Raw genomic sequence first — 19,238 nt, 5'->3', positions numbered from 1 at the left:
TGACACGCGGCCCCGAACGCACCGGCTGCCACCACCGGTTTCCCGGCCACCGCACCACCGTGTCCCCGGAGAACCGGAATGCCGGCCCCGATCCCGGTCCCACAGAGCCCCCGAGGAGCAATGCCCGTGCCCCGTTCCTTCTCCACGCCCCGCACCGGCAGCCACGACCTGCCGGTGTCACCCGCCCTGGACGCCTTCATGGGCACCGAGTGGGCCGAGTCCCCGCTGCCGGAGGACCTTCGCGTCCCCTCCATCGGCGCCACCCCCGCCCGCCGGGCCCGGCTGGCCGCACGGTTCCCGGGCGAGCGCCTGGTCATCCCGGCCGGCGCGCTCGCCGTCCGCTCCAACGACACCGACCACCGCTTCCGGCCGCACACCGGCTACGCCTGGCTCACCGGCCTCACCGGCGAGGACCAGGCCGGCCATGTCCTCGTCCTGGAGCCGGACGGCGACGAGCGCCACGAGGCGGTGCTCTATCTGCGGCCCCGGTCACCGCGCACCGGCCAGGAGTTCTACCGCGACCGCAGATACGGGGAGTTCTGGGTCGGCCGCAGGCCCGACCTGGCGGAGGCCGCCCGGCTGACCGGCATCCGCTGCGCGCATCTGGACGCCTGGGAGAAGCTGCTCACCGGGCCGCAGCCACCGGTGCGGGTGCTGGACGGCGTGGACCCGTCCGTCGACGAACTCCTGTACTCCTGCCGTCCGTTCCCGCTCGGGCGGTCGGCACCGGCCGGGCTCGAAGCGGTGCTCAGCGAACTCCGGCTCGTCAAGGACCCCTGGGAAACCGGGCAGTTGCAGCAGGCCGTCGATGCCACGGCGGCCGGGTTCGAGGACGTGGTGCGAAGCCTGCCGCAGGCGTTGCGGCACCCGCGCGGCGAGCGCATGATCGAGGGCGTCTTCGATCTGCGGGCCCGGCTGGAGGGAAACGGTCCGGGCTACTCCACGATCGCCGCGGCCGGGGCGCACGCCTGTGTCCTGCACTGGATCCGCAACGACGGACCGCTGGCACCCGACCAGTTGCTGCTCCTGGACGCCGGGGTGGAGACCGACTCGCTCTACACGGCCGACATCACCCGCACCCTGCCCCTCTCCGGCCGCTTCTCACCCGCACAGCGGGCGGTCTACGAGCTGGTGCTGGCGGCACAGGACGCGGGCATCGCGGCCCTGCGCCCGGGGGCGCGATTCCGTGACTTCCACATGGCGGCCATGCGGGTCATCGCCGAAGGGCTGCACGACTGGGGCGTGCTGCGGATGCCGGCGGACGAGGCGCTCGACGCGGACAACGGTTTCTACCGCCGGTACACACTCTGCAGCAGCGGCCACATGCTCGGCATGGACGTGCACGACTGTGCGCAGGCGCGTGCGGAGACCTATCTGGACGGGCGCCTGGAGGCCGGTCAGGTGCTGACCGTGGAGCCCGGGCTCTACCTCCAGCCCGATGACGAGACGCTGCCCCGGTCGCTGCGCGGGATCGGGGTGCGGATCGAGGACGACCTCGTGATCACGGCCGACGGCGCCCGCCTCATGTCGTCCGCGCTGCCGCGCACCGCCGACGGCATCGAGGAGTGGATGGCCTCGCTGCTGGAGACCGGGGCCTGAAATCACCTTTCAACGGCCGCCCGACGGGCGGCCGTTGAAGGACGGAGGACAGGACGGAGGTGGCAGGGCACGCGGTGGATCAGGCCTCCGCGGCCGGCATCCTCACGCTGCTGATCCGCTTGCCTCCCGCGCCGGTGCCATCGGGTTCGTCCTCGGCCCAGAGGTTCCTGACATGTGACATATGCCCCAGCATGCACTGCTCCGCCTCCTCCGCGTTCCCCGCGATCAGGAGGTCGAGCAACTGGCTGTGTTCCTCCGCGGACTGGACCAACAGCCCCGTCTCGTCGAGCCGGTTCAGCCCGAACAGGCGCGAGCGCTTGCGCAGATTGCCGACCTCCTCCACCAGGCGGCGGTTTCCCGCCAGGCCGAGCAGTTCGAGATGGAAGCGGCGGTCGGCCTCCAGGTAACCGAGGATGTCGTGTTCGGCGGCGGCCGCGACGATCGCCCGGGCGAGTGGCCGCAGCGCCTCCAGCTCCTTGGTCCGGCCCATCCGGGCGATGCGGCCGACGGTGGGAACCTCGATCATGACCCGCAGCTCGGTGAAGTCGTCGAGATCCTGCTCGGTCAACTCCGTTATCCGGAAGCCCTTGTTGCGTACCGCTTCGACCAGGCCTTCGCGGGCCAGGTCGAGCATGGCCTCACGGACCGGGGTGGCGGACACCCCGAAGTCGGCGGCGAGAGCGGGAGCGGAGTAGATCATCCCCGGACGGAGCTCCCCCGCGATCAGGGCCGCCCGGAGGGCGTTTGCCACCTGGTCACGCAAGTGCTCCTGCGCGGAGATGGCGTTGAGCGTCGTCAGGCGGGCCATATCTGTTCCTCCAGCGCCGTGCGGGGCCTCAGAATACAATGTCACGTTTCCGCCAGGGCCCCTCGCTCCGAAGCTGTGGACAAGTCGTTCAAGGCGCTGATCTCCGGTGCACCGCCGCGGCCACGGCGAGGTCCTCCCATCCCATTCCGACGCTCTTGAAGAACCGGGGGCCCCCGGATTCGGACAGCTTTCCGCCGAGGTCGCGACCGGTCACCAGCTCGGCGAGGTTGGCGTCGATGTCCTCGGCCCCGAAGGCCCCCTCCGCCAGCGGGATCAGCAGATCGCCCGCCTCCGCCAGCGCCGCCGCCCGTGATTCGACGACGACGGCGCAGCGCGCCACCAACGCGGTGTCGACCTCGCGGGCGCCGGGCGTGTGCGAGCCGACCGCGACGACCGTCGCCCCGTCCGGTACGAGGGAACCGTCGAACAGCGGGGTGGCGGAGGTGGTGCAGCAGAGCACCAGATCGGCCGTGGCGACCTCACCGGCACCGTGCCCCTGCCCCTGACCCGCGCGGGCGTCCACCCCGAGCCGGCGCGCGTGCTCGGCGAGCGCCTCGGCCCGGTCCGGGTTGCGGCCGACCACGGTGACCCGCTCGACCCGGCGTTCCGCGAGCACCGCCGCCAGGTGGCCGTACGCCTGGGGGCCCGTCCCGAAGAGCACCAGGTGGCGCAGGACGGGCCCGGTGAGGTGGCGGATCGCCAGTGCGGACACGGCCGGTGTGCGCAGGGTGGTGAGCGCGGCCCCGTCCAGCAGGGCGAGCGGCAGCAGCGTGGGGGCATCGAGCAGCAGATAGCTTCCCGTGATCCGGGGCAGACCGCGCGCCGGGTTGTCCGGGGCGACCCCGGCGATCTTCACCCCGGTCACCTGCCGGGTGGTGGCAGGCATGATCAGCAGTTCCCCGCCCGGCACGGTGACGTGGTGCCGGGCGGGTGCCGTTTCCGGATCCAGTCCCCCGCGCAGCGTCGACTCCAGTGCGTCCACGGCTCCGGTCGGTCCCAGGGCCTCGATGTCGTCGGCGCCGAGCAGGGGAAGATTCACAGCAGGAATCCTTCGGGGAAGGGATCGGACGGGTTCAGGAAGAATTGTGCGGTACCGGTGATCCAGGCGCGGCCGGTGACGGTGGGGACCACGGCCGGCAGTCCGCCCACCGTGGTCTCCTGGACGAGACGTCCGGTGAACGAGGTGCCGATGAAGGACTCGTTCACGAAGTCGGTGTCCAGGGGGAGTTCACCGCGTGCGTGCAGCTGCGCCATACGGGCCGAGGTGCCGGTCCCGCAGGGCGAGCGGTCGAACCAGCCGGGGTGGATGGCCATCGCGTGCCGGGAGTGGCGGGCGTCGGACCCCGGCGCGATCCACTGCACATGCTTGAGGCCGTGGATGCCGGGGTCCTCGGGGTGGACGGGCCGGTCGGTGGCGTTGACCGCGTCCATCAGGGCGAGTCCGGCGGCCAGGATGTCGTCCTTGCGCGCCCGGTCGAAGGGCAGCCCGAGGTCGTCCAGGTGAAGCATCGCGTAGAAGTTCCCGCCGTAGGCGAGGTCGTAGCGCAGCTTCCCGTGGCCGGGGACGTCCACCGTCCGGTCGAGCGCGACGCTGAACGCCGGGACGTTGGTGAGGGTCACGGCGGTGGCGGCGCCGTCCGTCACCTGTACGTCGACGCTGACGAGCCCGGCCGGGGTGTCCAGCCGCACGGTGGTGACGGGTTCGGTGACCTCCACCATGCCGGTCTCCACCAGGACGGTCGCCACCCCGATGGTGCCGTGCCCGCACATCGGCAGAAAACCGGAGACCTCTATGAAGAGGACGCCGTAGTCCGCGTCCGGCCGGGTGGGCGGCTGGAGGATCGCGCCGCTCATGGCGGCGTGGCCGCGCGGTTCGTACATGAGCAGCGTTCGTACGGCGTCGCGGTGCTCCTGGAAGTGGTTGCGCCGTTCGGCCATCGTGGCACCGGGGATGGTGCCGATGCCGCCGGTGATGACGCGGGTGGGCATGCCCTCGGTGTGCGAGTCGACGGCATGGAAGATGTGACGTGTCTGCAAGGCTCCTCCTGATGGGTCACGGCGTGCACGAGGAACGCGGGAACGGGACGGAACCGGCCGGTCCGGGCGGGGCCGAGTGCGGCTCCGCCCGGACGTACGGGCCGGGCGTTCTCAGTGGAGACCCCCGGCGAGCGCCTTCTCCGTCGCGGCACGTACGGCCGCCTCGTCCTCGGCGGGGAGCGGGAGCCGCGGCGGTCGAGTACGGCCGCCGTGGCGTCCGGCGACGTCCATGGATGCCTTGATGGCCTGGACGAACTCCGGCTTCGAGTCCCACCGCAGCAGCGGGTGCAGCTCCCGGTACAGCGGCAGCGCGGTTGCCATGTCACCGGTGACAGCTGCCCGGTACAGGTCCACGCAGCAGGACGGCAGCATGTTCGGACAGCCGGCGATCCACCCGACGGCGCCGGCGAGCGCCAGCTCCAGCAGTACGTCGTCGGCGCCCACGAGCACATCGAGACCGGGCGCCTGTTCGGCGATCTCGTACGCCCTGCGGACGTCGCCGCTGAACTCCTTGACGGCCACGATGCTGCCCTCCTGGTGGAGGCGGGCGAGCAGGGCCGGTGACAGATCCACCTTGGTGTCGTACGGGTTGTTGTACGCGACGACCGGCACCCCGACCTCGGCCACCTCGGCGTAGTGGGCGCGCACCGCCTCGTCCTCGCAGCGGTAGCCGTTGGGCGGCAGGAGCAGCACGGAACCGGCGCCCGCCTCGGCGGCCTGTTCCGCCCAGCGCCGTGACTCCGCGCTGCCGTAGGCGGAGACGCCCGGCATGACGCGGCTGCCGTCGCCCGCGGCCTCGACGGCGACCCGGACCACCTGCTCGCGTTCGCTGTCGGTCAGGGTCTGGTACTCCCCCAGCGAGCCGTTGGGCACCACTCCGTCACAGCCCGCCTCGATGAGCTGCCGCACATGGGTGGCGTAGGCGTCGTAGTCGATGGTGCAGTCGTCGCGCAGGGTGACCGGGGTGGCGACCATGACCCCGTGCCAGGGGCGGGTGCGCGGGTGGGTGTTCGTCTGCATCGTGGCTCCTTGAGAGGTGTGACATGTCACGGTGTGGCGATACGCGGACGACGGTTGGCGAACGCGGCGTTCCGGTGTACGGGAACCCGAACGGACGGGCCGTCGGGCTCAGGGGCGGGATCGGCTGCGAGGGGGCGGCGGAGGTCCGGGCCTCCTGGACCGGTGGCCGGGCTACCCGGGGTCGTCCAGGTCGGCGAGCGTGGAGAGTTTCACGGGGCAGGCCAGCGGGCGCCGGTCGGGCCCGCCCGGATCCTGCCCGGAGCCGTGCGCGGCGGCGAGTTCACGGACGGCGAATCCGCACGTCCGGCCCTGGCACCACCCCATTCCGGCCCGGGTGAGGAGCTTGACGGTCCTGGTGTCACCGGCTCCCAGCTCCTCGCAGGCCGTACGGATCCGGCCCGCGGGGACCTCTTCGCAGCGGCAGACCTCCGTATCGCCGGTCAGCCACTCGCTCCACCCGGCGCCCGGCCGGTGCACGGTCCCCATCAGCGCGGCGAAGGCCCGCAGCCGGCGCCGGGAGCGTCGCAGCGCGACCGCTCTGCGAGCGTCCTGCCGCCGCACCCCGCCCCGCACCTCGCGAATGATCGACAGCGCCGCCGACTCGCCTTCCTTCAGGGCGAGTTCGACACCACCGATCCCACCGGCCTCACCGGCCGCCCAGACGCCGGGGACGGTGGTCCTGAGCTGCTCGTCGAGGATGACGGCGTGCGTGCCGTCGGGGCCCGGGCTGGTGCCGCAGCCGGCTGCCACGGCGAGATCCAGCTGCGGCACCAGCCCGTGCCCCACGGCGAGGACGTCGCAGGCGATCCGGCGGCCGGTCCCCGCGACAGGGCGCCATCGGCGGTCCACCCTGCTGACGGTCACCGCCTCCACCCGCTCGTCGCCGTGCACCTCGGTGACCGCCCGGTGTGCCAGCACCCGGACCCCGGCGCGGGCCAGCGCCGCCCCGAACCGCGCTCCTTCCGCCGCCTTGCCGGGGTTGGCCGCCAGCACCCGCGGAGCACGGGCGTACGCCCCGTACCCGGCGGCCTCGACGAGCGCCGGCACACGCGCACCCGCACGCGTCAGCGAGAGCGCGACCGCCTGGAGGAGCGGACCGCTCCCCGCGACCACGATCCGGCGCCCCGGCAGCACCAGCCCGGACTTGAGCATGGCCTGGGCCCCCGCCGCACCCACCACGCCCGGAAGTGTCCAGCCCGGAAAGGGGAGCTGGCGCTCGTACGCACCCGTCGCCAGGACCATGCGGCGGGCCCGGACGGCGGCGCGGGCCTCCTCGTCGCCCCCGGTGACCGCGTGCAGGATCCAGTCGCCGTCACCGGTTCTCTCGACCGTCCACACCTGATGGCCGGTGAGGTGGCGGATCGCGCCGGTGTCCCGGTGCGCGGCGAGCCGTGCGGAGAGTTCCGCGAAGGCGCGCCAGTGGTGGTGAAGGGCCTCGGGCCGGGTGGCGCCGAGCCCTTCCGCCGGGCTTCGGTAGTACTGCCCGCCGGGCGCGGTGGCCGCGTCCAGCAGAACCACGTCGAGCCCGTGGTCGGCGGCGGTGACGGCCGCGGCCAGGCCCGCCGGTCCCGCTCCCACCACGGCGAGCGCGGCGCGCCCGGCCTCCCGCGCCCGGCGGTCATCCGTCGAGTGCGGCATGCCCGTCGCCCTCCTGAGTGGTGATGACGTCGCCCGGCGCGGCGGGCAGCAGACAGGCGCGCTGGTTGGGCCTGCCGTTGACGGTGGCCAGGCAGTCGTAGCAGGCGCCGATGGCGCAGAAGGCGCCGCGCGGCCGGCCGTGGACGCGGGTGGTGCGCCAGGTCAGGATGCCCGCCGACCAGAGTGCGGCGGCGATGGTCTGGCCCGGCAGTCCGCGGATCGGGCGGCCCTCGAAGGTGAGCCGGAACTCCGGTTCGGGCTCGGCCCCGACGAGTTCGGCGGGGGTGCGTGCACGGGTGCGTCTCACGGGGTCCTCTCCTGGGGCACGGGCGCCCCGCTCTCCACCGTCATGGGACAGGGCATGTGGCATCGAACCGGTCGGGGGCGAAAGGTGCGAGGTCGAGTGCGGTCCGTTTCCCCCGGACCGCGTCGGCGATCAGCGCTCCGGTGGCGGGCGCCAGCCCGATTCCGGCGCCCTCGTGGCCGCAGGCGTGGAACAGCCCCGGCGCCCGGGGGTCAGGTCCGATCGCGGGCAGATGGTCGGGCAGATAGGGGCGGAACCCGTGATAGGCGCGCAGTACCCGCGCATCGGCGAGCACCGGGAAGAGGCCGGCCGCCCGGGCCGCCAGCCGGGCGACCACCGGGACGGACAACGTCCGGTCGAAGCCGACCCGTTCGCGGCTCGCGCCGATGAGTACCGGCCCCGAAGGCGTCCCCTCCACCACCGGGGAGGTCTGCAGTGCCGCCGACCCGCTGGACACGTCGGCCACGTACTCCGCCGCGTAGACCTTGTGCCGGATCAGCCGGGGCAGCGGTTCGGTGACGAGCACGAATCCCCTGCGCGGCAGGACCGGCAGGTTCACCCCGGCCAGTGCGGCCAGGTCGCCGCCCCAGGTGCCCGCCGCGTTGACGACCGCCGGGGCTCGCAGTTCGCCCCGGGTCGTCCGTACCCCGCACACGGCGCCTTCCCGGTCCCTGAGGATCCCCACCACCTCCTCCCCCGGCCGGACGAGCGCACCGGCACGCGTGGCCGCACGCAACAACTCCGCCGCTGCCAGGGCTGGTTGCACCTGGGCGTCCTGCGGGTAGTGGCAGCCGCCGGCCAGGCCCGGCGCGAGATGGGGTTCGAGCTCGCGCAGCCGGTCGGGTGCGAGGTGGTGCGCCTCGACACCCGCCCCCCGCTGAGCGGCGGCCGTCGTGAAGAGGGTGGCCAGGGAGTCCTCGGACGCCGCGACGACCACGCCGCCCTTGAGCTCGTACTCGATGCCCGGGGGCAGCTCCTCGGACAGCTGCTGCCACAAGGAGGCGGAGAGCAGGGCCAGTTCCAGCTCCGGTCCCGGCACTTTGTCGGAGACCAGGAGGTTGCCCTCGCCGGCTCCGGTGGTGCCGCCGGCCAGCGGCCCGCGGTCGACGACGGCTACGGAGAGTCCGGACCGGGAGGTGTAGTAGGCACAGGCGGCGCCGACCATTCCGGCCCCGACGATGACGACATCCAAGGGGTGTCTCGTGAGCACGTCAGTAATATGTCACATTGCTCAAGGGTCGCCAAGGGTGCGGACAGGGCCAGTTGATCAACTGTCACCCCCGCGCGCGAGCCGCAGGGGTGCCGGGTCGGCCGCCGGGGAAGTGGAGCCATGGACACCCCGCAGGCGCCGACTCCGAGGAGCCGTGATGCACGACGACCGCATCCTGGTCGAGGACCGCCTCGAACGGGCCCTCCACCAGTTCATCCGCCCCGCCCAGTACCCGGACCGGACCCCGCTCGCGCTCTCCGTCCGGCACGTCCCCGGCGAACCCGTTCCGGTCGCACAGGTCCTCCACCAGCCGTTCGAGCCGTTCAGTACGGGCACCGAGTGGGGCAAGCCCTGGTCGACCAGCTGGTTCCGGCTGGAGGGAACCGTGCCGGCGCGTTGGGCGGGGCGGCGGGTCGAGGTGGTCGTCGATCCGGGGTTCTCCGGTCAGGGACCGGGCTTCCAGGCCGAGGGCATGCTGTACGACGCCGCGGGCGTGCCCATCAAGGGCATCCACCCGCGCAATCGCCATCTGACGCTGGCCTCCCCGGCGGCGGGCGGCGAGCCGGTGTCACTGCTGCTGGAGGCGGCGGCCAACCCGTCCGTGCTGGAGCACGGCTTCGCGCCGACGCCGCTCGGGGACCCGACGACGGCGGGCGACCGGCCGCTCCACCGGTTCGCCGCCGCGGACCTGGCGGTCATGGACGAGGAGGTCTGGCATCTGGTCCTGGACGTCGAGGTGCTCTCCGAGCTGATGCGGGAACTTCCCGTCGAGCGCTCCCGGCGCCACGAGATCCTGCGGTCGCTGGAGCGCATGCTCGACGCGCTGGATCTGCACGATGTGGCGGGCACGGCGCGGGCCGCCCGGGACGAGCTGACCGAGGCGCTGTCCCGGCCGGCTTCGGCGAGCGCGCACCGGATCTCGGCCACCGGCCATGCGCACATCGACTCGGCGTGGCTGTGGCCGCTGCGGGAGACGGTGCGCAAGGCCTCACGTACCTTCGCCAATGTCACCGCGCTCGCCCGGGACTATCCGGAGCTGGTCTTCGCCGCCTCGCAGGCCCAGCAGTACGCGTGGGTGAAGGAGCACCAGCCGCGCGTCTGGGAGCGGATCGAGCAGGCCGTGGCGGACGGGCAGTGGGTGCCCGTCGGGTCGATGTGGGTGGAGTCCGATGCCAACATGCCCGGCGGCGAGGCGCTGGCCCGGCAGCTGGTGCACGGCAAGCGGTTCTTCCAGCAGGAGCTGGGGGTGGAGACCGAGGAGATCTGGCTGCCGGACTCCTTCGGCTGCACGGCCGCCTTCCCGCAGCTGGCCCGGCTGGCGGGGGTGAAATGGTTCCTGACCCAGAAGCTGTCCTGGAACCAGAGCAACAGAATGCCGCATCACACCTTCTGGTGGGAGGGCATCGACGGAACCAGGGTCTTCACCCACTTCCCGCCCGTGGACACCTACAACGCCCAGCTCCACGGCAGTGAACTCGCCCACGCCGAAAGGAACTTCGCCGAGAAGGGCCTGGCGACCCGCTCCCTCGTACCGTTCGGCTGGGGGGACGGCGGGGGCGGGCCCACCCGCGAGATGCTGGAGAAGGCGCGCCGGCTCAGGGACCTGGAGGGTTCGCCGAGGGTCGGCATCGAGCGGCCTGCGGCGTTCTTCGCGGCGGCCGAGGAGGAGTACGGGGAACGGGCTCCGGTCTGGTCGGGCGAGCTGTATCTGGAGCTGCACCGGGCCACGTACACCACCCAGGCCAAGACCAAGCAGGGCAACCGCCGCAGCGAACACCTGCTCCGCGAGGCCGAGTTGTGGGCGACCGCGGCGGCGCTGCGCAGCCCCGCCCAGGGATACGCCTATCCGTACGAGGCGCTGGACCGGCTGTGGAAGACGGTGCTGCTGCACCAGTTCCATGACATCCTGCCCGGCTCGTCGATCGCCTGGGTGCACCGCGAGGCCCGCGAGACATACGAGCGAGTGCGGGCGGAACTGGCTGATCTGGTGGCGGACGCGGTGGCCGCGCTGGGTGCGCCCGCGGGACCGGTGGTGCTCAACTCCTCCCCGTACCACCGCCGTCAGGTGGTAGAGCTGGACGCGGAGGCGAGCGCGCTGCTGCCCGCCGGCGCACGGGTGCAGCGCCTGGGCGGCGGTCGCACGGTGGTGGCGGCCGACGTGCCCGGGCTCGGCTCGGGTCCGCTGGACGGCTCGGCGGTGCCGGAGCACCCGGTCACCGCGACCCGTTCGGCGGGCGAGGGTCTCGTCCTCGACAACGGGCTGCTGCGGGTGACGGTCGACGGCGACGGGCTGATCGCCTCCGTGCGCGATCTCGCCGCCGGGCGGGACGTCCTCGCCCCCGGCCACCGGGCCAACCTCCTCCAGCTGCACCCGGACCACCCCAACCGCTGGGACGCCTGGGACATCGACCGGCACTACCGCCGCACCCGGACCGATCTCACCGGAGCCGACTCCGTCGAGCTGGTGGAGGAGGGGCCGTTGCGGGCGGCGGTCCGTGTGCTGCGGTCCTTCGGGCGGTCACATGTCGCACAGGAGATCCGGCTGGCCGCGGGCAGCCGGCGGATCGACATCGGGACCGAGGTCGACTGGCGGGAGTCGGAGAAGGTCCTCAAGGTGGCGTTCCCGCTCGATGTGCATGCCGAACGGTCGACCTCCGAGATCCAGTTCGGCCACATCCACCGCCCCACGCACGACAACACGGGCTGGGACGCGGCCCGCTTCGAGATCTGCGCCCATCGCTGGCTCCGGGTCGCCGAGCCGGGGTACGGCGTGACCTTGCTCAACGACTCGACGTACGGGCACGAGGTGACCCGGACCCCGCACGGCTCGGGTCTCGGCACGACCGTACGGCTGACGCTGCTGCGTGCCCCGCACAGCCCCGACCCGGAGACGGACCTGGGACGGCACCGGTTCGGATACGCGCTGGCACCGGGCGGCGCGGTCACGGACTCGGTACGCGAGGGGCTCGCGCTCAACCTGCCGTTGCGGGCGGCCGTGGCACCCGTGCTGCCGTCGCTGGTCGACACGGGCCATCCGGCGGTCACGGTGGAGTCGGTGAAACTCGCCGAGGACCGGAGCGGCGATGTGATCGTGCGGCTGTACGAGTCGGCGGGCGGCCGCGCCGAAGCCACGCTGCGCGTCGGGTTCCCCGTCGTGCGGGCCCGGGTCACCGATCTGCTGGAACGGCCGCTGCACGAGGCGGACACCGGCGAGCACGGACTCGTACTGCCGCTGCGGCCGTTCCAGATCCTGACACTGCGGCTGACCCCGGCGTGATCCGGCCGTGAACCGCCGGTTCAGGGGCGTGGCACGTTCCGCAGGTTGGAGCGGGCCATCTGGACCATCCGGCCCACTCCCCCGTCCAGCACGATCTTGCTCGCGGAGAGCGCGAAGCCGGTGACCATCTCGGCGCTGATCTTCGGCGGGATGGAGAGCGCGTTGGGGTCGGTGACGACGTCGACGAGTGCCGGGCCCTTGTGCTTGAAGGCGTCCTTGAGGGCGCCTTCGAGCTGCTTGGGCTTCTCCACCCGCACCCCGTAGGCCCCGCAGGCGCGGGCGACCGCGGCGAAGTCGGGGTTCTTGTTGGACGTACCGAACGACGGCAGGCCCGCGACCAGCATCTCCAGCTCGACCATGCTGAGGGAGGAGTTGTTGAACAGCACGACCTTGACCGGCAGGTCGTACTGCACCAGCGTCAGGAAGTCGCCCATCAGCATGGTGAATCCGCCGTCGCCGGACATCGAGACCACCTGCCGGTGCGGGTCGGTGAACTGGGCGCCGATGGCCTGCGGGAGCGCGTTGGCCATCGAGCCGTGGCTGAACGAGCCGATGACACGGCGCTTGCCGTTGGGCGAGAGATACCGTGCGGCCCACACATTGCACATACCGGTGTCGACGGTGAACACGGCGTCCTCGTCGGCCAGTTCGTCCAGCACCGAGGCGACGTACTCCGGATGGATCGGGACGTGCTTCTCGACCTTGCGGGTGTACGCCTTGACCACGCCCTCCAGCGCCTCGGCGTGCTTCTTCAGCATCCGGTCGAGGAACTTGCGGTCGGTCCTGGGCTTCACCTGCGGGGTCAGACAGCGCAAGGTCTCGCGGACATCGCCCCAGACCGCCAGATCCAGCTTGGAACGGCGGCCCAGGTGCTCGGGGCGCACATCGACCTGGACGATCTTCACATCGCTCGGGAGGAAGGCGTTGTACGGGAAGTCGGTGCCGAGCAGGATGAGGAGATCGCACTCGTTGGTCGCCTCGTAGGCGGCACCGTAGCCGAGCAGACCGCTCATCCCGACGTCGTACGGGTTGTCGTACTGGATCCATTCCTTGCCGCGCAGCGCGTGCCCGACGGGGGCCTTCACCCGTTCGGCGAACTCCATCACCTCGGCGTGGGCGCCCGCCGTGCCGCTGCCGCAGAACAACGTCACGCGCTTCGCCTCGTCGACCATCCGGCGGAGCTTCTCGATCTCCTCGTCGCCGGGCCGGACCGTCGGCCGCGAGGTGACCAGCGCGTGCTCGATGGACTTCTCCGGGGCGGGCTGCGACGCGATGTCACCCGGCATCGTGACGACGCTGACCCCGCCCCGGCCGATCGCGTGCTGGATGGCGGTCTGGAGCAGTCGCGGCATCTGCTGCGGGTTGGAGATCATCTCGTTGTAGTGGCTGCACTCCTGGAAGAGCAGCTCCGGGTGGGTCTCCTGGAAGTAGCCGAGCCCGATCTCGCTCGACGGGATGTGCGAGGCGAGGGCGAGCACCGGAGCCATGGAACGGTGGGCGTCGTAGAGACCGTTGATGAGGTGCAGGTTGCCGGGGCCGCACGATCCGGCGCAGGCCGCCAGTGAGCCCGTGATCTGGGCCTCCGCGCCGGCGGCGAATGCGGCGGTCTCCTCGTGCCGGACCTGGATCCAGTCGATGGCCCGGTTGCGGCGGATGGCGTCGACGACCGGGTTGAGGCTGTCGCCGACGACACCGTACATACGCTTGACGCCCGCCCGGACGAGGATGTCGACGAACTGCTCCGACACGTTCTGCTTGGCCATGGGTGCGTACCCTTTCCGCGCTTCGGCTTCCGGACTCCGCATCCATCAACCCATGGCGCGCGCGGTTACGCCTCCCAGACGCCCACGCCCGTACGGTCGTCGGAGTACCCCTTCACCCGGAGCTGGGTGTCCGCGAGGAAGGCCACGAGCCCGGGCGCCGTGTCGGGGGCCCAGCGCCCGGCGAGCTCCCGGGCCAGGGCGGGCTCGCCGCGCAGCGGTTCGGCCAGTCCGGGGCTGCACAGCAGCAGGGTGTCCCCCGGCCGGGCCACCGAGCCCCGGAAGCGGAACGGTTCTGCGGGCGGGTCGGACGGGCCGGGCGGGGCCTCGGCACCGGGGGACCCCGGCGTGGTGACGGCCGGGTCCGTGGTGAGGCGGTCACCGTCGGGGCCGCTCCCGGACGACGGGGACCCGGTACCGGCACCCCATCCGGACCGGGGATGCGCGCCGGGGCCGCCGGCTGCCGGGGCCTCCGGTTCGAGGTCCTGCCAGACGCCCTCGCGGAGCCGGAAGAGTCCACCGGCGCCGACACCGAAGAAGATCCTCGTACGGCAGTCGGGGTCCGCCGGCAGCAGGAGGCAGCGCAGGCCCGCCGTGTACTGCCGCGGTTCCGTCCCCAGCTCGGCGGCGCGGGCGCGCAGCTTGCCGTAGGTGCGGTCGGTGAGGCGGTGCAGACCTGATGTGAGCTCTCCGCGGCGGCCCGCCCTTATGTCCTCGGAGAGCCGGGCGTGGCTCCGGCCGACCGCTGCGCCGATCCAGCGGCAGGCGTCGGCCGCGGCCAGGTGTGCCGATTCGGTGGCGCGGGCCCCGGTGGCGACGGCGACCAGGACCAGTGCGTGCTCGTCGGTGCCGAAGCGGGCGGTGAGCAGCGCGTCGCGGCGGGGCTCGCCGCAAAACCGTGCGGAGTCCCCGCGCACGGAGGCGGCGCGCAGGGTGTACGTGCCGTAGCGGGCGCCGTCGAGCGCGGTGTCGGCGACGAGTCCGTCCAGTTCCTGCGGGACGGCGACGGGCAGTGCGGTGGGTTCGGCGTCGTAGGTGGGCGGCCGGTCACCCACATGGCCGATCACGGGACGGGGAGCGGGCGCGGCCTCGTGCTCTTCCTCCGGTACGGGTGTGGCAGCCGTGGCGCCTGAGACCGGCGGCGCAGCGGGAAGCGGCGGAGCGACAGGAACCGGCGGGACCACAGGCCTCTCGGCGGCAGGTCTCACGACGAGCGGCCGCCTGGGCAGAGGCGGCAGGGGCGGCACCGCCGGAACCGCCGACTCCGGCTGCTGCTGCTGCTGCTGCTGCTGCTGCTGCTGCTGCTGCTGCTGCTCCGGAACGCGCGGAGGCTCCGCAGGAACCGGAGGCGCGGCCCCCATCTCCGGTGGCGTCCCCGTCCCACCGTCGGCCCCCTCGCGCCCGCCGGAACCCACCGCGCCCGACACCGAGTCGAAGCGGTCGTCGAGACTGTCGGCCGCGCTGCCCGTCCCGGTGTCCCGGGCGTTCTCGTCGTACAGCCTGCGCCACCAGTCGTCCTCGTGGGCGGCGGGCCTCTCCCCCTGCTGACTCATGCCCTTATTTTCGACCGCGGGGACCGTACGAAAACGGGTCATCCGGAAACAGTGGCCGCGGACATGGGTCCGCCGGGCGTCCCCACCCCCCACGGGAAGGACGCCCGGCGGACCGGTCGGGTCGTGATCAGCGCACGGCGTACGCGTCGGTCACGGTCTGGACGACGGAGTTGCCGTTGGCGTCGGTCAGTTCGGTCTTCAGGGTGACCGGCTTGCCGGCCGCGCCCGCGTGGTTCACGGTCGCGGTCCACCGGCCGTCGTGCTGTGCGGTGGTCGCCCCGGTCCAGGTCTTACCGCCGTCGTAGGAGTACGAGACCTTGGCCGCGGTCAGCTTGCCGGGCGTGTAGCCGGCGTGACCGGTGACGCTCAGGCCGATCTTCTGGCCGTCCTTCGCCGCCAGGGTCTTGAGCCCGTCCGCGTCCAGGTCGTAGCCCGGGAAGAGCAGCGGGATGCCCTGGGAGTACACGTTCTCGTCCCGCTTCGAACGGAACCTCCAGGTGGTCTCGGTGCTGGTGGAACGCTTCCACACCGCGGCGGGCTGGCCGAACCTGGCGGTCTGCATGGTGAGTTCGTACGCGGCGTCCTCCGCCGGGACGGTGAACACCCCCGACGGCCAGCCGGACTCGCCGATCACCTTGCCGCCACTGCTCAGCCGCATGTTGCCCATGTCTCCGAAGGAGCCCTGGAGACCGGCGTGCTCGCTGTCGCTCCAGAAGCCCGGGGCGACGCCGATCAGGTTGTCCTGGCGCTCGGCGGCGAGCTGGGGCTTGCCGGCGGCGTCACGCGGGGCGGCGGGGACGGGGATGCCCCGGTACCAGTTCTCCGTACGCTTCGAACCGGCCGTGTAGGTGCGCGGCTGGTCAACCATCAGCTCGCCCCAGGGGAAGCTGGAGGAGAGGTACCGCACCCACGCGGTGTCGCCCGCCGAGTAGTACTCGGTGCGCGTGCTGGGGGCGGCGACGTAGTCGGTGACGGCGGAGAACGCACCGCCGTACGGCCGGTTGATGATCATCGTGTCGACGTAGTCCGCCGCGAGGCCCATCGCCTCGTAGTTGGCGGTGACCTTGCCGAGCCCGCTGTCGCGGACCTTGTAGGTGCGGTCCGAGGTGACCGGGCCGGTCTCGGGGAAGGCGAGGTTGTAGACGAACGGGCTGACCGCGGTGGCCTTCCAGCTCAGCTTGACCGGGCCGTCGGCCAGGGCGGCCTTCAGCGCGCCGGCCTCGCTCGACTCGATGCCGAGTGCGGGCAGCGTCGACGGGGCGTAGCCGATGGACGGCTTCCAGGGGCCGGCGGAGGGACGGTGGGCGATGACGGCCTTGGCGCCGGCGGCCTTGGCGTCGCGCACCTGGGCGTAGACGTTGTTGCTGTCGTCACCGACCTGGACCAGGGCGATCTTTCCGGCGACGTCCGCGGCCCTCAGCTCGTCGGGGGTGCCGGTGCCGGCATCGACGAGGGCGGCCTCGCCGGTGCCGTCGAGGTTGGCGGAGCCGGTGCTCGCCACCCTCGGGTGCAGTTCGATGCCGCCGACGACCGACAGCTTCTCGATCTGCGGGGCGTACGCGCGCCAGAAGCTGGCGAACTCGAAGTCGCCGTCACTCGCCCTGCCCTGCACGTCGGCCAGGTAGTTCCTGACCGAGGAGCCACCGGTGATGGAGCCCGAGTGCAGCCAGACATCGTCCCAGGTGCGGCCGAAGGAGAGCGTCGTGGAGCGGGTCTCGGAGGCACGGTCCACGGTCTTCACCTGGATCCGGTGCGCCTTGCGGGCGTCCAGGACCAGGGTGGTGTCCTTGGTGACGTTCACCTGGGGCCGCGCGAGGTAGGCGACGGAGTCGTCCAGGTTGCCGGTGGTGTCCTTCGGGTCCGGCGTGGTGACGAAGCCGGAGACGAAGTACGCGCCGGGGCGCACCTGGTAGACCTGATCGGTGGAGCCGTCGTTGAAGCGGCGCTCGCCGCTGGAGGTGTCGGTGCCGATCACGTCGAGCGAGGAGGAGCCGGCGGCGGGCTTGCCTGCGCCGTCGACGAGCTTGACCCGCAGCGTGACGGTCTCGGCCCCGACGTACAGCGAGAACGGGGTGGAGACCTTGGCGCCGCCGGGGCCTGTGGCCAGCACGCGTCCGGTGACGTCGCCGTACTGCGCGGCCTTCAGCTTCGCCGTCGGGTCGATCTTCAGCGGGACCTTGACGGTGGCTCCGGCCGGGACGGTGACGGTGCTCGCGTCGAGCTTCGCGACGGAGGAGCGGACGGCCGAGCCGTCGTTGCCGGTGACGCCCTGGACGCTCAGCGACAGCTTCACCGGCTTGGTGCCGGAGTTGGTGTACGGGACGTCGACCGTGGTGCGGTCGGTCCGGTCCTGCGGCCAGTTGTAGGTGCCGCCCTGGATGGCGGGGGCACCGACGAGTGTGGTGTCGATGGCGGCCTTGACATCGAGGCGGCCGCCGCCGGTCTCGCGTACGTCGCCGGGGATGTCGCTCTTCGCGGACGAGACGAGCGCCGCCTTGATCTGCTGGGCGGTCCAGTCCGGGTGACGCTGCTTCACGATGGCCGCCGCGCCCGCGACGTGCGGGGTGGCCATCGAGGTACCGGACATGGTCCGGTAGGCGTAGACGCCGCGGCCACCGGCTGCAGCGGCCGAGATGGCGACGCCGGGGGCGGTGATCTCGGGCTTGAGGGTGTGCGATCCGATGACCGGGCCGCGGCCGGAGAACTGGGCCGTGGTGTCGTCGCGGTCGACGGCGCCGACGGTCAGCACGCTCGGGGCGCAGCCGGGCGAGGAGACGGTGTTGAACGTCGGGCCCGAGTTGCCGGCCGCGATCACGAACAAGGTGCCCTTGTTCTGCGCGAGCTCCTCGGCGGCGACGCTCATCGGGTCGGTGCAGTCGGTCGGTTCGGGACTGCCCAGGCTCATGGAGACGACGTCGGCCTTCTGGTCGACGGCCCACTGCATGCCGGCGATGATCCAGGACTCGGCGCCGGAGCCGCTGTCGTTGAGGACCTTGCCCGCGAGCAGGTCGGCGCCGGGGGCGACGCCCTTCTTCTTGCCGCCGCTGGCCGCGCCGGAGCCGCCGACGGTGGAGATGGTGTGGGTGCCGTGGCCCTGTCGGTCGTCGGTGGAGTCGGAGTCGGTGAAGTTCTCCGAGGCGGCGACCCGGCCCTTGAGGTCCGGGTGCTCGGCGTCGACACCGGTGTCGAGGACGGCGACCTTGGTGCCCTTGCCGTCGTATCCGGCGGCCCAGGCGAGGTCGGCGCCGATCTGCTTGGTCGACTTGTCGAGAGTGGCCTGAACCTTGCGGTCGAGCCAGAGCTTCTCCAGACCGGAGGCCGAGCGGGAGCGGGTGTTGGTGACGTCCGACCAGAAGTCGGCGGCCTTCTCCTTCTCCGCCTTGAGGGCAAGACCGTCGATGGCGTCGAGCGCGAGTCCGCGCTTGGCACCGCGCGGGGTGGCGAAGGTGGACCGGGTCTGGCCCTTGCCGTAAACCGCGATCAGCGGCAGGGACTTGGTGTGCGCGTCGTCGTAGCCCTGCCGGATGAGGCCGGTGACGTTGAAGAGCTCCTCGTCGACCTTGCCCGCGGCCAGCGCGGCGGCGGCGCTTTCGGGGTAGACGTAGAGATCCTTGCCGGACTGCCTGGTCTGCACCAGCGGGACGGTGCCGTCCTCGCGGGGCAGCGCGGTGGCCGAGGCGGCCCCCGAACCGTCCTTGCTCACCAGGACCTTGTCACCGGTGACCAGCGTCACGGTGACCGACTTGTCCTTCTTGGCTTCGGCGGCCGAACTGCCGGTCACCGCTCTCTTCCCTGTCGCGTCGTCCTGCGGCGCTGCCGCGGACGGTGCGATCGCGGTGACGGCGAGGACCGCGGCGGTGGCCGCTCCCAGTGCCGTACGCGATATCGGACGCATCGCTCTCCCCAAGTGAATCCGGAACCAACCTGCGCAAACCGCAGCGTTCCGGAGGTTGTTGGTACTGCGGTGGCGCCACATTGGCAGAGCGAAGAGCGTTAAAGGGATGATGTACACGGCGGGTTTACGCCGTGGCC

The 19,238-nt window shown here is 72.1% G+C and carries 12 protein-coding genes; 2 read left to right on the top strand and 10 right to left on the bottom strand.

Going from position 1 to position 19,238, the window contains the following annotated elements; genetic code table 11:
• Window positions 1-120 precede the first annotated feature (120 nt).
• The gene (locus tag ACWCPY_RS33765; protein WP_451271467.1) at window positions 121-1,599 is read left to right on the top strand and encodes an aminopeptidase P family protein; all 1,479 of its coding nucleotides are present in this window, start codon (window positions 121-123) and stop codon (window positions 1,597-1,599) included.
• A gap of 79 nt (window positions 1,600-1,678) precedes the next feature.
• On the opposite strand, the gene ACWCPY_RS33760 is transcribed toward ACWCPY_RS33765, so the two are convergent.
• From ACWCPY_RS33760 to ACWCPY_RS33730, 7 genes are all read right to left on the bottom strand, one after another.
• The gene (locus ACWCPY_RS33760) at window positions 1,679-2,407 is read right to left on the bottom strand and encodes a GntR family transcriptional regulator (RefSeq protein WP_451271465.1); all 729 of its coding nucleotides are present in this window, start codon (window positions 2,405-2,407) and stop codon (window positions 1,679-1,681) included.
• 88 nt (window positions 2,408-2,495) lie between these two features.
• Window positions 2,496-3,446, bottom strand: coding sequence for an ornithine cyclodeaminase family protein (locus tag ACWCPY_RS33755; RefSeq protein WP_451271463.1), 951 nt, complete (start codon window positions 3,444-3,446; stop codon window positions 2,496-2,498).
• Window positions 3,443-4,444, bottom strand: a complete 1,002-nt coding sequence (locus tag ACWCPY_RS33750) for a proline racemase family protein (RefSeq protein WP_451271461.1) — start codon at window positions 4,442-4,444, stop codon at window positions 3,443-3,445. Before ACWCPY_RS33750 ends, ACWCPY_RS33755 begins: the two co-directional genes overlap by 4 nt.
• Before the next feature lie 111 nt (window positions 4,445-4,555).
• The gene (locus ACWCPY_RS33745) at window positions 4,556-5,464 is read right to left on the bottom strand and encodes a dihydrodipicolinate synthase family protein (protein WP_451271459.1); all 909 of its coding nucleotides are present in this window, start codon (window positions 5,462-5,464) and stop codon (window positions 4,556-4,558) included.
• 171 nt (window positions 5,465-5,635) lie between these two features.
• Window positions 5,636-7,102, bottom strand: coding sequence for an FAD/NAD(P)-dependent oxidoreductase (locus ACWCPY_RS33740; RefSeq protein ID WP_451271457.1), 1,467 nt, complete (start codon window positions 7,100-7,102; stop codon window positions 5,636-5,638).
• The gene (locus tag ACWCPY_RS33735) at window positions 7,083-7,409 is read right to left on the bottom strand and encodes a (2Fe-2S)-binding protein (protein ID WP_451271455.1); all 327 of its coding nucleotides are present in this window, start codon (window positions 7,407-7,409) and stop codon (window positions 7,083-7,085) included. The genes ACWCPY_RS33740 and ACWCPY_RS33735 overlap by 20 nt, the downstream gene beginning before the upstream one ends.
• 40 nt (window positions 7,410-7,449) lie before the next feature.
• On the bottom strand, window positions 7,450-8,616 hold the full coding sequence (locus ACWCPY_RS33730) for an NAD(P)/FAD-dependent oxidoreductase (protein ID WP_451271453.1): 1,167 nt from the start codon (window positions 8,614-8,616) through the stop codon (window positions 7,450-7,452).
• A gap of 157 nt (window positions 8,617-8,773) precedes the next feature.
• Here ACWCPY_RS33730 and ACWCPY_RS33725 point away from each other — a divergent pair, with 157 nt between their 5' ends.
• Window positions 8,774-11,893 (top strand): alpha-mannosidase, encoded by a 3,120-nt coding sequence (locus ACWCPY_RS33725; RefSeq protein WP_451271451.1) that lies wholly within the window; start codon window positions 8,774-8,776, stop codon window positions 11,891-11,893.
• 20 nt (window positions 11,894-11,913) lie between these two features.
• Here the strand turns inward: ACWCPY_RS33725 and ACWCPY_RS33720 are convergent, their stop codons facing one another.
• The 3 genes from ACWCPY_RS33720 to ACWCPY_RS33710 form a co-directional block, all read right to left on the bottom strand.
• A complete protein-coding gene (locus tag ACWCPY_RS33720) occupies window positions 11,914-13,656 on the bottom strand; it encodes a pyruvate dehydrogenase (RefSeq protein WP_451271449.1) in 1,743 nt (580 codons plus the stop codon).
• A 65-nt stretch (window positions 13,657-13,721) separates the two neighbouring features.
• A complete protein-coding gene (locus ACWCPY_RS33715; RefSeq protein ID WP_451271447.1) occupies window positions 13,722-15,206 on the bottom strand; it encodes a protein phosphatase 2C domain-containing protein in 1,485 nt (494 codons plus the stop codon).
• A gap of 127 nt (window positions 15,207-15,333) precedes the next feature.
• Window positions 15,334-19,101: a S8 family peptidase gene (locus ACWCPY_RS33710; RefSeq protein WP_451271445.1), complete on the bottom strand. Its 3,768-nt coding sequence runs from the start codon at window positions 19,099-19,101 to the stop codon at window positions 15,334-15,336.
• Window positions 19,102-19,238: the final 137 nt, after the last annotated feature.

Source organism: Streptomyces sp. NPDC002403 (assembly GCF_053593015.1).
Note: the sequence above shows the minus strand (reverse complement) of the source record. Positions and strands in the feature narration are given on the sequence as shown.

What these genes read in the sequence shown, in the direction of transcription:
- ACWCPY_RS33765 (WP_451271467.1), top strand. Translation starts at nt 121, where the DNA reads ATGCCCGTGCCCCGTTCCTTCTCCACGCCCCGCACCGGCAGCCACGAC.
- ACWCPY_RS33760 (WP_451271465.1), bottom strand. Translation starts at nt 2,407, where the DNA reads ATGGCCCGCCTGACGACGCTCAACGCCATCTCCGCGCAGGAGCACTTG.
- ACWCPY_RS33745 (WP_451271459.1), bottom strand. Translation starts at nt 5,464, where the DNA reads ATGCAGACGAACACCCACCCGCGCACCCGCCCCTGGCACGGGGTCATG.
- ACWCPY_RS33740 (WP_451271457.1), bottom strand. Translation starts at nt 7,102, where the DNA reads ATGCCGCACTCGACGGATGACCGCCGGGCGCGGGAGGCCGGGCGCGCC.
- ACWCPY_RS33725 (WP_451271451.1), top strand. Translation starts at nt 8,774, where the DNA reads ATGCACGACGACCGCATCCTGGTCGAGGACCGCCTCGAACGGGCCCTC.
- ACWCPY_RS33720 (WP_451271449.1), bottom strand. Translation starts at nt 13,656, where the DNA reads ATGGCCAAGCAGAACGTGTCGGAGCAGTTCGTCGACATCCTCGTCCGG.
- ACWCPY_RS33715 (WP_451271447.1), bottom strand. Translation starts at nt 15,206, where the DNA reads ATGAGTCAGCAGGGGGAGAGGCCCGCCGCCCACGAGGACGACTGGTGG.
- ACWCPY_RS33710 (WP_451271445.1), bottom strand. Translation starts at nt 19,101, where the DNA reads ATGCGTCCGATATCGCGTACGGCACTGGGAGCGGCCACCGCCGCGGTC.